This is a genomic window from Streptomyces colwelliae (assembly GCF_048158785.1).
Taxonomy (GTDB): domain Bacteria; phylum Actinomycetota; class Actinomycetes; order Streptomycetales; family Streptomycetaceae; genus Streptomyces.
The window spans coordinates 20,816-33,533 of the sequence record NZ_JBLTJC010000085.1 but is presented as its reverse complement, the minus strand read 5'-3'; the positions used below and the strand labels follow the sequence as shown (position 1 = coordinate 33,533).

At 70.6% G+C, this 12,718-nt stretch carries 12 protein-coding genes; 7 read left to right on the top strand and 5 right to left on the bottom strand.

Annotated features, from left to right (window positions below):
- Positions 1–1,813: hypothetical protein (locus ACNFOC_RS19660; protein WP_416960384.1), on the bottom strand; the 1,813-nt coding region annotated here is incomplete at its 3' end.
- 290 nt (positions 1,814–2,103) lie between these two features.
- Here ACNFOC_RS19660 and ACNFOC_RS19655 point away from each other — a divergent pair.
- Together ACNFOC_RS19655 and ACNFOC_RS19650 are read left to right on the top strand one after the other, a co-directional pair.
- A complete protein-coding gene (locus tag ACNFOC_RS19655) occupies positions 2,104–2,931 on the top strand; it encodes a DeoR/GlpR family DNA-binding transcription regulator (RefSeq protein WP_416960383.1) in 828 nt (275 codons plus the stop codon).
- Positions 2,932–2,996: 65 nt separating this feature from the next.
- Positions 2,997–3,467, top strand: a complete 471-nt coding sequence (locus tag ACNFOC_RS19650; protein WP_416960382.1) for an SRPBCC family protein — start codon at positions 2,997–2,999, stop codon at positions 3,465–3,467.
- A 130-nt stretch (positions 3,468–3,597) separates the two neighbouring features.
- On the opposite strand, the gene cds1 is transcribed toward ACNFOC_RS19650, so the two are convergent.
- On the bottom strand, positions 3,598–4,722 hold the full coding sequence (cds1, locus tag ACNFOC_RS19645) for an L-cysteine desulfhydrase Cds1 (protein ID WP_416960381.1): 1,125 nt from the start codon (positions 4,720–4,722) through the stop codon (positions 3,598–3,600).
- 417 nt (positions 4,723–5,139) lie between these two features.
- Between cds1 and ACNFOC_RS19640 the strand changes: the two genes are divergently transcribed.
- Both ACNFOC_RS19640 and ACNFOC_RS19635 read left to right on the top strand, forming a co-directional pair.
- Positions 5,140–5,463 carry a hypothetical protein gene (locus tag ACNFOC_RS19640; RefSeq protein WP_019058105.1) on the top strand — a complete coding sequence of 108 codons (324 nt, stop codon included), beginning with the start codon at positions 5,140–5,142 and terminating at the stop codon, positions 5,461–5,463.
- Positions 5,464–5,828: 365 nt separating this feature from the next.
- Positions 5,829–6,374, top strand: a complete 546-nt coding sequence (locus ACNFOC_RS19635; RefSeq protein WP_416960380.1) for an ATP-binding protein — start codon at positions 5,829–5,831, stop codon at positions 6,372–6,374.
- Positions 6,375–6,850: 476 nt separating this feature from the next.
- Here ACNFOC_RS19635 and ACNFOC_RS19630 read toward each other — a convergent pair whose 3' ends face one another.
- Genes ACNFOC_RS19630 through ACNFOC_RS19620 form a run of 3 tightly spaced genes read right to left on the bottom strand, consistent with a single transcriptional unit; the run spans position 6,851 to position 10,466 of the window.
- Positions 6,851–9,412: an ABC transporter permease gene (locus tag ACNFOC_RS19630; protein ID WP_416960379.1), complete on the bottom strand. Its 2,562-nt coding sequence runs from the start codon at positions 9,410–9,412 to the stop codon at positions 6,851–6,853.
- The gene (locus tag ACNFOC_RS19625; protein ID WP_416960378.1) at positions 9,409–10,161 is read right to left on the bottom strand and encodes an ABC transporter ATP-binding protein; all 753 of its coding nucleotides are present in this window, start codon (positions 10,159–10,161) and stop codon (positions 9,409–9,411) included. Before ACNFOC_RS19625 ends, ACNFOC_RS19630 begins: the two co-directional genes overlap by 4 nt.
- Positions 10,158–10,466 carry an SHOCT domain-containing protein gene (locus ACNFOC_RS19620; RefSeq protein ID WP_416960377.1) on the bottom strand — a complete coding sequence of 103 codons (309 nt, stop codon included), beginning with the start codon at positions 10,464–10,466 and terminating at the stop codon, positions 10,158–10,160. Before ACNFOC_RS19620 ends, ACNFOC_RS19625 begins: the two co-directional genes overlap by 4 nt.
- A 183-nt stretch (positions 10,467–10,649) precedes the next feature.
- Here ACNFOC_RS19620 and ACNFOC_RS19615 point away from each other — a divergent pair, with 183 nt between their 5' ends.
- Genes ACNFOC_RS19615 through ACNFOC_RS19605 form a run of 3 tightly spaced genes read left to right on the top strand, consistent with a single transcriptional unit; the run spans position 10,650 to position 12,711 of the window.
- Positions 10,650–11,207 carry a TetR/AcrR family transcriptional regulator gene (locus ACNFOC_RS19615; RefSeq protein ID WP_416960376.1) on the top strand — a complete coding sequence of 186 codons (558 nt, stop codon included), beginning with the start codon at positions 10,650–10,652 and terminating at the stop codon, positions 11,205–11,207.
- 11 nt (positions 11,208–11,218) lie between these two features.
- The gene (locus tag ACNFOC_RS19610; RefSeq protein WP_416960375.1) at positions 11,219–11,803 is read left to right on the top strand and encodes a DUF4865 family protein; all 585 of its coding nucleotides are present in this window, start codon (positions 11,219–11,221) and stop codon (positions 11,801–11,803) included.
- Entirely contained in the window at positions 11,800–12,711 is a 912-nt protein-coding gene (locus tag ACNFOC_RS19605; protein ID WP_416960374.1) for a phosphotriesterase family protein, read from the top strand. The genes ACNFOC_RS19610 and ACNFOC_RS19605 overlap by 4 nt, the downstream gene beginning before the upstream one ends.
- The last annotated feature ends 7 nt before the right edge of the window (positions 12,712–12,718 follow it).

Here is a 12,718-nt window from a genome sequence, read left to right as displayed (position 1 = left end):
GGGCGAAGGGGTGGGCGGCGCGCGGCCAGAACGTGCCCACGTCCCACAGGATGCCGATGGTGCGCCGCGCAGAGGCGTCCTTGTAGGCGCGCCTGCCCCAGGTGACGAAGAGTATGAAGCCGAGCCCGATCAGCCAGGAGCCGAGGCCCTGTGAGGTCTGGGCGGCGCCGTGCACGAAGGCGTGGCCCTCCTCCCCGGCCCGTTCCGGTGTCCTGTCGGTGGTGAAGGCGCCGACGAGCGCTCCGGCGCCCAGGAGCAGGGTCGCGGTGGAGACGACTGCGGCGAGGAGGGGGCCGCGGTCCGTGAGCGCGGCCATCGCGCGCGTGCTCGCGATCCGGGCGGTGCGCGCCCGGTCCTTCCGCTCGCCCGGGTAGTCGTGCGCCACCGCGGCCAGTTCGCTACGGCGCAGCCGCCAGGTGCGGTGGCCGAGTCCGGCGCACAGGACGAGGACGACGACGAGCAGCGTCGGGATCACCGAGGCCTGCCAGGTGAGCAGGACGGGCGGACCCGCGATGGACGTTCCGGTGCCGTCCAGCCAGTCGGAGACCCGCTGCGAGACCCCGCCGGACATCACGCCGCCCAGGGCGCAGGCCAGCATCGCCACGGCCGGTCCGCCGAGGCCGTGCATCGCGGAACGCGGGTCGGGGTGGGTGCGGTACAGCAGGTGGGCGACGACAGCGAGGGCGACCACCAACAGGCCCTGGATCAGGGCGATTCCACCGAAAGCGATGTCTCCGGGCAGTCGCCCGGACGACTGCCATCCCGGGCGCGACCAACCGGCGTACAGCAGGGCGAGGGCGAGCACCAGGAGTGCGCCGAGCGGCAGGCGTCGTACGAGACGGCGGTCGAGGGCCTGGTCGAGACGGTTCTCGCTGCGGCCGCGACGGCACACCACGTAGACCACGACGAACGCGAGGCCGGCGAGTGCGGTCTCCAGGAGTACGCCGGGACCGGCCAGGGGGTCGGAGCCGTCGGGCCCGCGGTCGAAGCGGGCCGTCGGGACGGTGACGGCCGCGGCGACCGTCAGGAGGCCGGCCGCCGTGTGGGCGGCGCGCAGTCGGGCCACCAGACGGCGGCCGTACCAGAAGCCGGGGCGGCCCAGAGCGCTGTGGCCGGTCTCGTCGTCGGGCTCGGGTCGGCGGGACATCGGCTGCTGCGACTCGTACTCGCTCCAGGTACGGCGGGAGAGGTACCAGAGGAGGACTGTGAGCGCGGTCGGCACCAGGGCGGCGAGCGCGAGGCGGCGGCCGGGCCGGCTCCACCAGCTGTCGTGCGACATCGTGGGCGACAGGAAGCCCAGCCAGGTGTGCCGTTCGGCGCACGCGCGCGTGCCGGCGCACTGCCAGGCGGCCAGGTCGAGGGCGACCTCGCAGGCGGCCGCGACGAGCAGCACGGTCAGGGTCAGTCCCGCGAGCCGCACCAGCAGGCCGTAGAAACGCACCGTCCGTTGCCGGCCGCGGGCGGTGGGGCGCATCCAGTGCGCGAGGTTGACGACCATGAACGGCAGCAGCAACAGCCACAGGGCGCGCGTGCCGTTGCCCGAGGTGAGGTTGCACCAGACGTAGGCCTCGCGGATCGGTCCGTCGCGCTGGTCGGCGGGCCGGGACTCGGCGTCCACGTCGGCCGCGCGCCGGAAGACGGCCGCGGTGTCGTCGCCGGTGATCCGCACCGTGCGTGGATCGCCGAGCATCTCCTCGGGTGTGGTGCCGCCGACTCCGTGGACCAGGAGTTCCAGGGCGGGTTCGGTCTGATCGAGCCGTCCGGCAGGGCTCTTCGCCTCGGTCGTGACGGCATGTTCCTGTACACGCTCCACTGTTCGCACATCCCCCGTGACGCACTGTTCGTCTGTGTCCGTGTGCACACCAGGATCGTCCTTTCCGGCGCGTCGCACACGCCCCGTCACCGAATCTCCCCCGATCGGTGTGACACGCGAGCGACGGATGATGACTGAATGACATGTGCGCGTCGGGACAGGCGGTGGCGCGGTGCTTGCGGGGGCGTGCGAGTATTGGGGCGTCCGCGCACCGCAGCCGGGAAGAATGTCCTGGTCGGGGCGGGCGCGCGGGCAGTGTGACGGGTTGCGGCGAAAGGACCGGAGCGTACGTGAGTGAGAATCAGAACCTCCTCGCGGAGCAGCGGCGCGCCCTGATCCTCGACGAGGTCCGGCGCCGCGGTGGCGTCCGCGTCAACGAACTGACCCGCAAGCTCGGCGTGTCGGACATGACCGTGCGCCGCGATCTCGACGCGCTGGCCCGCCAGGGCGTCCTGGAGAAGGTGCACGGCGGGGCGGTCCCGGTCGTCGAGGCGAGCACGCACGAGCCGGGCTTCGAGGCGAAGTCGGGTCTTGAGCTGACCGCCAAGGAGGACATCGCGCGGGCGGCCGCGGAGTTGGTGGCGCCGGGTACGGCGATCGCGCTCTCGGGCGGTACGACGACGTACGCGCTCGCGCATCACCTCCTCGAGGTCCCCGATCTCACCGTGGTCACCAACTCGGTGCGGGTGGCGGACGTCTTCCACGCGGCGCAGCGCACCTCGAAGCAGCGGCAGGGCGCGGCGACGGTCGTGCTGACCGGCGGAGTGCGCACCCCCTCCGACTCGCTGGTGGGACCGGTGGCCGACCAGGCGATCGCGGCGCTCCACTTCGACATGCTGTTCCTCGGCGTGCACGGCATATCGATCGAGGCCGGCCTGTCGACCCCGAACCTCGCCGAGGCCGAGACCAACCGCCGGCTCGTGCAGTCCGCGCGGCGGGTCGTGGTCGTCGCCGACCACACCAAGTGGGGGACGGTGGGCCTGAGTTCGTTCGCCGCGCTGGAACAGGTCGACACGCTGGTGACGGACGCGGGGTTGCCGGTCGAGGCGCGTGCGGACATCTCCGAGCATCTGCGGCTCGTGGTGGCGGGCGAAGCCGGTGACGGGGCAGACATCTGATCCCCCGTCAGCTAGGGTGACGCCTTCTCCGACCCCAACTGCCGTCGCGTAGCGGAGGTTTGACCATGGCTCACCGTCTGCGTCCGGTGGGGATCGACTTCGTCGAGACCGCGCCCGTACGACTGGTCTTCGCGCGGGAGGTCGCCGCGCTGCCCGACGCCGTGTTCAGTGCGCTCGCCGAGGATGTGGCCGGCTGGAGCGAGTGGTTCTCAGCGGTGAGGTCGGCTCGGCCTACCGGTGACGGGGCTGGGCGTGAGGTTCGGCTGCTGGGTGGGACGCGGTTCGAGGAGACCGTGTTGGTGGCCAAGTCGCCGGAGACGTACGCGTATCGGGTCGATGTGACCAACGCGCCGGGGATCCGGGCGCTGGTCGAGGAGTGGCGGTTGGCTCCTGCCGGGGGTGGGACTCGGGTTCAGTGGACGTTCGCCGCGGATGGGGCCGCGCCGTTTCGGGGTGTGTTGCGGGTGGCACGGCCTGGGTTGGGGCGGGCGTTCAGAGATGCGGTGACGGCGTTGGATCGGTGGCTGGCGCGTTAGTGGTGCCGTTGCGTGCGTCGGTCGGGTGCTGCGCCGTCGTGGCTGGTCGCGCCCACGCGGCGGAGCCGCACATCGATACAGCCCCGCGCCCCTGAAAGAAGGGGCGTTGCCCACCTCGGCAGCCAGAAGTTCACCTTGGCCATACTCCCGTTGCCAGGAGCGAGGTGATCGCCTCGCTGTACGGAGTGATGTCCAGACCCTGCGCCGTCAGCCACGTGTCCGAGTAGTACTTGTCCAGGTAGCGGTCGCCCGGGTCGCACAACAGGGTTACCACGCTGCCCTGTTGGCCTGCCGCGACCATCTCGGCGATGATTTTCAGGGCGCTCCAGAGGCCGGTGCCGGTGGAGCCGCCCGCCTTGCGGCCGATGGCCTGTTCCAGGGCCCTCACGGCGGCGACGCTGGCCGCGTCCGGGACCTTCATCATGCGGTCGATGGCGCCGGGGACGAAGCTCGGTTCCATACGGGGGCGGCCGATGCCCTCGATGCGGGAGCCGCAGTCGCGGGTGACGTCCGGGTCGCCGGTGGTCCAGCCCTCGAAGAAACAGGAGTTCTCCGGGTCGGCGACACAGACACGGGTGTCGTGCTGCATGTAGTGGACATAGCGCGCGAGGGTCGCCGAGGTACCGCCGGTGCCGGCCGTGGCGACGATCCACGCGGGCTCCGGGAAACGCTCCAACTCCAGCTGGCGGAAGATGGATTCGGCGATGTTGTTGTTGCCGCGCCAGTCCGTGGCCCGCTCCGCGTAGGTGAACTGGTCCATGTAGTGGCCGCCGGTCTCCACCGCGAGGGCGGCCGACTCCTCGTACATCTTGCGCGGGTCGTCCACGAAGTGGCACTGCCCGCCGTGGAATTCGATCAGACGGATCTTCTCCGCGCTGGTCGTGCGCGGCATGACCGCGATGAAGGGCACCCCGATCAGCTTGGCGAAGTACGCCTCGGAGACCGCCGTGGAACCGCTGGACGCCTCGATCACCGGGCGGGTGGGCCGGATCCAGCCGTTGCAGAGGCCGTAGAGGAAAAGGGAGCGGGCGAGGCGGTGTTTGAGGCTGCCGGTGGGGTGGGTCGACTCGTCCTTCAGGTACAGGTCGATGCCCCACCTCTCCGGGAGCGGAAACCGGAGCAGGTGTGTGTCGGCGGAGCGGTTGGCGTCGGCCTGGACCTTGCGGACGGCTTCTTTGAGCCAGTTCCGGTAGTCGGCGTCGCTGCGGTCGACGTCGAGGGTGGCACCGGTCAGGGTCTGTGGGGTGGTGCTCACGGTGGGGCTCCTTACACGTTGCGCCGACGGCGCCTCGCGCGGCCGACACCTCGATCATAGGCACCTTCCGCACGCTTCTCACCTGCATAAACACACCTTTGGGCGGCTCAAAGGCGGCCCTGGGGCAGGGCTGCGGCGGGCTCGCGACGGGGGTGCCTCGGGTGGGCGACGCGGGTGCCTCGGGTGGGCGACGCGGGTGCCTCGGGTGGACGACAGGTTGGCGACGAGCTGTAGGTGGGCCATCGGCGGGGCTTGGGGGCGCACTCGCGCGAGTGCTCCGGATACTCACCGTGACCGGGCAGTACGTACTGGTGCTCGACGGCCCAGGCGGGCAGACTGCACCGGAGCGGGACGAACGTCCTGAACGGGGGCGCACACTGGATCACCAGATGTCCTGGACCAAGGGGGCGGGGAAGCATGGCGGAGCCGGAGTTCACGGCCACGGGCGTGCGGATCGGGAAGCGGCTGCGGTCGCTCACCCGGGCCGGACAGGTCCGGATCAATGACGGCAGGCTGGAGTTGCTCACCAGCTACGGCAGCGAGATCGACAGCGCGCCGGTGCAGGCGGTGCGTGCCTCGAAACCCTGGTTCGCTCCCGAGGATCGGGCGCTGGCCGACCTCAACGGCAACAGGTATCTGCTGACCCTCGGCGAACACGACCCCGCGCCCGGGCAGCCGGGGCCACCCGCGGCACGACGGTTCATCGAGGCCGTGCGCAAAGCGGCCGGGCGGGGCGGTTGATCCTCGCGGCGGATTCCCCGTGTGGTGGATTCTTCGCGCGGTGGATTCTTCGTGCGGTGGATTCTTCGTGCGGTGGAGCGGCCCTGCGGTGGAGTGGCCGGTCCGTGCCGTGGAGCGGTTCGTCCGTGCCGTGGAGTGGTTCATCCGGGCCGTACGACGGCTGTTCCGCGCCATTGAAGAGCAGTTGCCGGCCGCGAGTTGCGGGACCGCGGCCCCTGAGTCACTCTGGTCTCACGTCACTCTGGGTTTACCGGCGATAACGCTGCGAACCAGCCCGCCGGACACAACAGCAGGCGGCCTTCCTTGACCACCCTGCTGGATCCGAACTCCGTGTTCTTCCGGACCTCAGTCGGGGAGTCGCAGCCGTGATCAGTCACCCAAGCAGGCACTGCACGGTGGAGCTCCAAGCCCTGCCGTCGCGGATCGGCCAGGTCCGCAGAATCGTATCTGCGCAATTGCGCTACTGGCATCTGGATCCTCTGATAGACCGGGCCGCGCTCGGTGTCACAGAGCTCCTCACCAACGTCCACCGGCACGCCCAGCCCGACAAGACGTGCGTCGTCGAGATCGAGCTGCTGCTGGACCAGCTCATGGTCTCGGTGCACGACCACGACCCCCGGCTTCCGGTCGTGGGGGACATCGACGAGGTCTCCCCTTCGGCCACATGTGGGCGCGGGCTCGCGATGGTCGCCGCGGTGAGCGAGAACTGGGGGGTGCGGCCGGACGGGGAGTCCGGGAAGGTCGTGTGGTTCACGCTGACCGCACCTACGCCGGCGACGGCGGCACCGGCTCGTCCGCTGTGTCGTACGGCTGCGGAGAAGCCCGCGCATCGGTTCGTCACCGAGGTCGAGCGTCCGGTCGACGGTCACCGGCCCCAACCCGCTCCCGCCCGGTCCGCCGTTGCCGGTTGATCGGGCGGTGATTCGTTGCGGGGGGGGTGGCTATTGGGTGCCTTGTCTGTGTTGAGGAGGCGGGTGCCTGGGGCTGTGTTGTAGGCGGCGAGGTGCCCGGGCCTGTGTTGAGAAGACGGGTGCCCGGGCCTGTGTTGTAGACGGCGGGATGGCCGGGTTGGTCTTCGGATGGCGACGCGCCTGAGCCCTTGTTGAAAACTCGCGATGCTGGACCGGTGTTGGATTGTGCCGTGTGGGTGGGCCGGTGTTGGTTAGGCACTGCGCGCACCTCTTTTGGTTCGGTCGCCTTCGGGGCGCTGGGAGCCGGTGTCGAGAGCCCCACCGTGCTCGGCGCTGCGCGCCTCCGCGCGCTGGGGCTCTCGACACCGGCGCGCCCCTACGGCTCCCTCTCGGCCGTCGGCGTGGGGACAGTGGGACTTGGTGGGCCCTCGCCGTCGGTGGAGGTGGACGCCGTGAGTTTCTCCACCCGGGTCAGATCACTCGGTGGCGATCGCCCGCAGTACGTCCAGTCGTGCCGCGCGGCGTGCTGGGCGCAGGCCCGCGAGAGCGCCCGCGGAGACGCCCACCAGGGCTACCACCATGAGTTGGACGGGCGGGAGTGCGAAGGCGAAGGCGCTGTCGCTCGCGCCGTCCGAGGCCTTGACCAGGACCCAGCCTAGGAAGGCGCCGAGGGCTAGGCCGCCGAGCGTGCCGAAGGCGGCGACCAGGACCGACTCCCAGCGGACCATCGCCCGGAGTTGGGAACGGGTCTGGCCGACCGCCCTCAACAGGCCCAGTTCGCGGGTGCGTTCGTGGATCGCCAGGGTGAGGGTGTTGGCGATGCCCAGCAGGGCGATCAGGACCGCGAGGGCCAGCAGGGCGTAGACGAGCGTCAGCATCATGTCGATGCCGCCGGCCGAGGATTGCGCGTACTCGTGGCGGGTCTGGACTTGTGGGTTGCCGTATTGGGCAGCGATCCGATCGACTGCGGCTTTGCCCTTGGCCGTGCTCACGCCGTTCTTGAAGGAGACGGCGACCAGTGTGTCGGAGTCCTGGGTGCGGTGGGGGGCCCAGGCTGCTCGGGTGATGACGTAGTCGCCGGCGAGTTCGGACTGGCCGTAGACCGCGCGGACGGTGAAGGTCTTCTTCTTGCCGTCGGCGAAGGCCAGTTGGGCCTTGCTGCCGGTGGTCAGGTGTTGGCGGTCGGCCTCCGTCCTGGTGATGGCGATGCCGTCCGTGCCGAGGGCGCGGAGGGAGCCCTGGATGGTGCCCAGGTCGAAAGTGCGGGCTAGGGCGGTGGGGTCCGTCACTGTCAACGCCCGTCCCTTGCCATCTACTTCGGCTACTCCTCGGCCCAGTCCCACTGCCGTGTTCACCTCGGGCAGCTTGCCGATGGCTGCGGCGAGTCGGGGGCTCAGGCCGCTGCCGCCCGCGCCGAAGGACGGGGTGCTGACGGCCACGTCACCGGCGAAGGACCGGGACACCGTCTGGTCCATCGTGGCCTTCAACGAGGCGCCGAACACGGTGAACAGGGACACCACGGCCACGCCGATCATCAGCGCGCTCGCGGTGGCGGCCGTACGGCGGGGGCTGCGCAGGGCGTTGCGTCGGGCGAGTCCGCCGGTGACGCCGCGCAGTCGGTCCAGGGGGCTGCCGAGGACGCGTACCGCCGTGGAGGAGGCGACCGGGCCCAGGACCACGAAGGCGACCAGGGCCAGTACCGCGCCAACTCCCGCCAGCAGCAAGGACGGTGAGATCAGTACTCCGGTGAGGGTGGCCCCGATCGCGAAGGCTGCGAGTGCCATTCCTGTCACCGCTCGGACGCGGGACGCGCCTGACTGGTCCACGGCCGTCTCGCGCAGGGCCGCGAGGGGTGCGGTGCGGCCCGCTCGTACCGCCGGCATGAGTGCGGAGCCCAGGCAGACGATGATGCCGACCGCGAGGGGCAGGACCATCGAGAGCGTGCGGATCACCAAGTCGCCCTCGGGGAAAGGGAATCCGATGGCCGGGAACAGCATCTTCAGTCCGGCCGCGATCCCGATGCCGCCCGCGAGTCCGGCGGCCGACGCGGTCACGGCGACGACGCTCGCCTCGGTGACGGTGGCTGCGGTGACCTGGCGACGGGAGGCGCCGAGGGCACGCAACAGGGCGTTCTCCCGGGTGCGTTGGGCGATGACGATCGCGAACGTGTTGTGGATGGAGAAGGTCGCGACCAGCAGGGCGATGCCGGAGAACACCAGCAGGAACGTGGTGAAGATGGTCAGGAACTGGGACGAGATCATGTCCGTGTTCTCCTGCGCCGACTGCTGACCCGTGATCGCGTCAACTCCCTTGGGGAGGACGGGAGTCAGGCGGTCGACCAGTGCTTGCTGGCTTACGCCCGGGCCTGCTCGTACTTGGATGCTCGCCGCCTCGCCCGGCTTCGCGGTGAGGTACTTCTCGGCGTCGGACTGCGTCATGCCGGTGAACGTCACCTGCGCCATGCCGTCCTCGCCGCCGAAGGTCGCGAGGCCGACGATCGTCACCTTGACAGGGTCGGGGGTGCGCAGGGTCGTCGTGTCGCCGATCTTCAAGTGGCCCTTGTCGGCGGCACCTCGGTTGATGACAACCTCGCCCGGACCGGCCGGAGTTCGGCCCTCCGCGAGCCGGTACGGGTTGAGCTTCGGGTCGGTGATCCAGTTGCCGGCGAGGGTGGGCGGGCCCTTGCCGCCGATGGCCTCGCCGTCGGCGCCGACGAGTTGGCCCGATCCCTGGATGCTGGGGGCGGCGGCCGCGACGCCGGGGACCTGGTCGATGGTCTTCAGCAGGGCCGTGCTCACCGGTTGCCGTACTCCCTGGCTCTCGCCGGGTGTTGTGATGGCGTCGGCGCTGCGGACCACCGCGTCCGTGCCGCTGGTCGCGTCGCCGAACATGGTGTCGAAGTTGGCGCGCAGCGTGTCGCCCATGACGAGGGTTCCGGCGAGGAAGGCGACCCCGAGGAACACGGCGAGGAACGTACCGGCGAAGCGCCTTTTGTGGGCCCGTAGGGAGGACATGCTGAGGCGTACGGACGCGTTCATGACCTCACGTCCTCGAAGGCCTTCAGGCGGTCGAGGACTTTTTCCGCTGTGGGGGCTTCCATACGGTCCACCAGGCGTCCGTCGGCGAGGAAGACGACCTCGTCGGCGTGGGCGGCGGCGACCGGGTCGTGGGTCACCATCACCACCGTGCGGTCCGTCTGCCGTACGGCACGGCGGAGCAGTCCGAGGACCTCGCCGCCGGAGCGGGAGTCGAGGTTGCCGGTCGGCTCGTCGGCGAAGACGACCTCCGGCCTGCCCGCGAACGCCCTTGCCACGGCCACGCGTTGCTGCTGGCCGCCGGAGAGTTCCGAGGGGCGGTGGTGGAGGCGGTCGCGTAGGCCGACGACGTCGACGAGCGCGTCGATCCACTCCTGGTCACCCCTGGCTCCGGAGAGGTCCAGGGGGAGGGTGATGTTCTCGGCGACGGTGAGTGTCGGGATCAGGTTGAACGCCTGGAAGACGAAGCCGACCCGGTCGCGGCGGAGGAGCGTGAGGCGGCGGTCGTCGAGAGTACCGAGTTCCGTGTCGCCGATGTACGCGGCGCCGGAGCTGAGCGTGTCGAGTCCGGCCGCGCAGTGCATCAGGGTCGACTTGCCGGAGCCCGAGGGGCCCATGATCGCGGTGAAGCGGCCGGCCGGGAAGTCGACGCTCACCCCGTCCAGGGCGCGTACGGCGGTGTCGCCGACGCCGTACACCTTGACGGCGTCGACGACCCGCGCGGCCGTGCGGGTGGTGGTCGCGGTGGTCATGCCGGGCCACCTCCCTTGCCGGTGCTGCCGAACTGCTCGTCCAGGACGGACAGGCGGCGCCAGTACTCGTCCTCGTCGATCTCGCCGGAGGCGAAGCGGCGGCCGAGGACGGCGAGCGGGGAGTCGCCCGTGGGACGGGGGTCGGCCATCGCGCGCCACGGTCCACCGCGCCCGTTCCCGCGACCGCGCCAGGCGGTACGGCGAAGGACGGTCACCGCGCCGACCACCACGGCCGCCCAGATCAGCGGGAAGAACAGGATCCACGGGCCGGGGCCGCCGCCGTTCCAGTTCGCCAGAGTCTGCATGTCGATTCATCTCCAAGATGTCCGGTGATGTATCGAGACTGGCTCCGGGGAGGGGGCCGGGTCGTCGTACGGCCAGCGGCTGTGTGCGTACCTCCTGGGGAGTACGCGGGTGCGTTGCGGCTGCTCCCCCGGTCCGTCGATAACTCCTCGACTTCTGTACCTACTAGTATGTACAGTCCTCGCATGAGCACCCCGGAGCGACTGATCGAGTCCACGCGCGAGCTGTTGTGGGAGCGCGGCTACGTCGGCACCAGCCCCAAGGCGATCCTGGAGCGCGCGGGTGCCGGACAGGGCAGCATGTACCACCACTTCAAGGGCAAGCCGGAGCTGGCGCTGGCGGCGATCCGGCGGACCGCCGAGGAGTTGTTGGCTACCGCCGAGGGAGTACTCGACGGGCCGGGCACGCCGTACGAGCGGATCGAGGCGTATCTGCGGCGCGAGCGGGATGTGCTGCGCGGGTGTCCGGTCGGGCGGCTGACGATGGATCCGGACGTGATCGCCAGCGCCGAGCTGCGGGAGCCGGTGGACGCGACGCTCGACGCGATCCGTGAGCGGCTCGCCGGAATCGTCGAAGAGGGCAAGGAACAAGGGCAGTTCGGGCCGGAGTTGGACGGTGAGGAGATCGCCGCGACGATCCTCGCTACCGTGCAGGGCGGGTACGTCCTGGCCCGCGCGTCCGGGTCGCCGGCCGCCTTCGACGCCGGTGTCCGGGGACTGCTCTCTCTTCTCTCGCCCTCCTGAGGAGGCATTCGATGCACGCGATGCAGTACGAACTCACCCTTCCCGCCGACTACGACATGGGCATCGTCCGGGATCGGGTCGCCCGGGTCGGGCATCTGCTCGACGACTGGGACGGGCTCGGTCTCAAGGCGTACCTGGTGCGTGAGCGCGGGATGCACGGTTCGCCGGTCAACCAGTACGCGCCGTTCTATCTGTGGAACACGGTCGAGGGCATGAACCGCTTCCTCTGGGGCGGCGCCTTCCAGGGGCTCGTCGACGACTTCGGGCGGCCGCAGGTGTTGCGGTGGACCGGCCTCGCGTACGAGGAGGGCGGTGCCGCGGGCTCACCGGTGGCCGTCGCCGTGCGGCAGCGTCAACGGATCGCGGGGAGTGGGGAGTTGGCAGCGGTGATGGAGGACGCGGTGGGTGAGACCCGGCGGCTGGCCGGGGAGGACGGTGCGGTCCTCGCGGCGGCGGCCGTCGACCCGCACAGCTGGGAGCTCGTCCATTTCTCGCTCTGGGAACACGAGACGCCGAAGGCGGAGGGGGACGTGTTCCAGGTGCTGCACCTTTCGGCGCCGGGGCGGGGCGGGTTACCGCGTGGGCGGCAGTGGTGAGTGCCGTCGTCCGTACGGTACTTGGGGATGTGGACCCGCGGCTGTTGGGTATGTGCGACGCGCACGACCATCTCTTCCTCCGCAGCCCGCGACTCCCCGGCCAGGAGCTGGGCGACGCCTCGGCCGCACGGGCCGAGTTGAATACGTTCCGTTCCGTCGGCGGGGGCAGCGTCGTCCAGTGGACGCCGTACGGGATGGGGCGGCGGGTCGCCGATCTGCCGCTGCTGTCCCGGTCGACGGGTGTGCACGTGGTCTGCGCGACCGGGTTGCACCAAGCGGCGCACTACAGCCCGGAGTTGTTGGAGGGTCTGCGCGGCAAGCTGGCCGAGGTCTTCGTCGCCGAACTGACCGAAAGCATCGGGCCGTCCGGTGTCCGCGCCGGGTTCATCAAGGTCGCGGGTGGCTTCCACGGCCTCGACGCGCACGCCCGCTGGACGATGACCGCCGCGGCCGAGGCCCACGGCGCGACGGGCGCGCCGATCGCCGTGCACCTGGAGCTGGGCACGGGCGCCCTCGACGTACTCGACCTGCTGTGCGGCAAGTTGGGGGTCGAGCCGCACCGGGTGATTCTCGGCCACCTGAACCGCTCCCCCGACCCGGTGGTCCAGCGACAGGCCGCCGACACGGGCGCCTACCTGGCGTTCGACGGCCCGTCCCGCGCCCACCACGCCACGGACTGGCGGATGCCGGACGCGGTCCGGACCCTGGCCGAGGCCGGCTTCGGAGACCGGCTGCTGCTCGGCGGGGACACCGTGGTCGCCGACGCGCGCTCGGTGGACGGCGGCCCGGGGATGCCGTATCTGCTGCGGCGGGTGCGGCCACGGCTCGCGGTGGAGTTGGGGGAGGAACTGGTGTGGCGCGTCTTCACGGAGAACCCGGCGCGGGCGTTCGCGGTCGAGTGGCGCTGAGAGAAGG

Coding starts and splice junctions, on each gene's coding strand:
- ACNFOC_RS19610 (WP_416960375.1), top strand. CDS start 11,219: ATGCACGCGATGCAGTACGAACTCACCCTTCCCGCCGACTACGACATG.
- ACNFOC_RS19640 (WP_019058105.1), top strand. CDS start 5,140: ATGGCGGAGCCGGAGTTCACGGCCACGGGCGTGCGGATCGGGAAGCGG.
- ACNFOC_RS19620 (WP_416960377.1), bottom strand. CDS start 10,466: ATGCAGACTCTGGCGAACTGGAACGGCGGCGGCCCCGGCCCGTGGATC.
- ACNFOC_RS19630 (WP_416960379.1), bottom strand. CDS start 9,412: ATGAACGCGTCCGTACGCCTCAGCATGTCCTCCCTACGGGCCCACAAA.
- ACNFOC_RS19650 (WP_416960382.1), top strand. CDS start 2,997: ATGGCTCACCGTCTGCGTCCGGTGGGGATCGACTTCGTCGAGACCGCG.
- ACNFOC_RS19625 (WP_416960378.1), bottom strand. CDS start 10,161: ATGACCACCGCGACCACCACCCGCACGGCCGCGCGGGTCGTCGACGCC.
- ACNFOC_RS19615 (WP_416960376.1), top strand. CDS start 10,650: ATGAGCACCCCGGAGCGACTGATCGAGTCCACGCGCGAGCTGTTGTGG.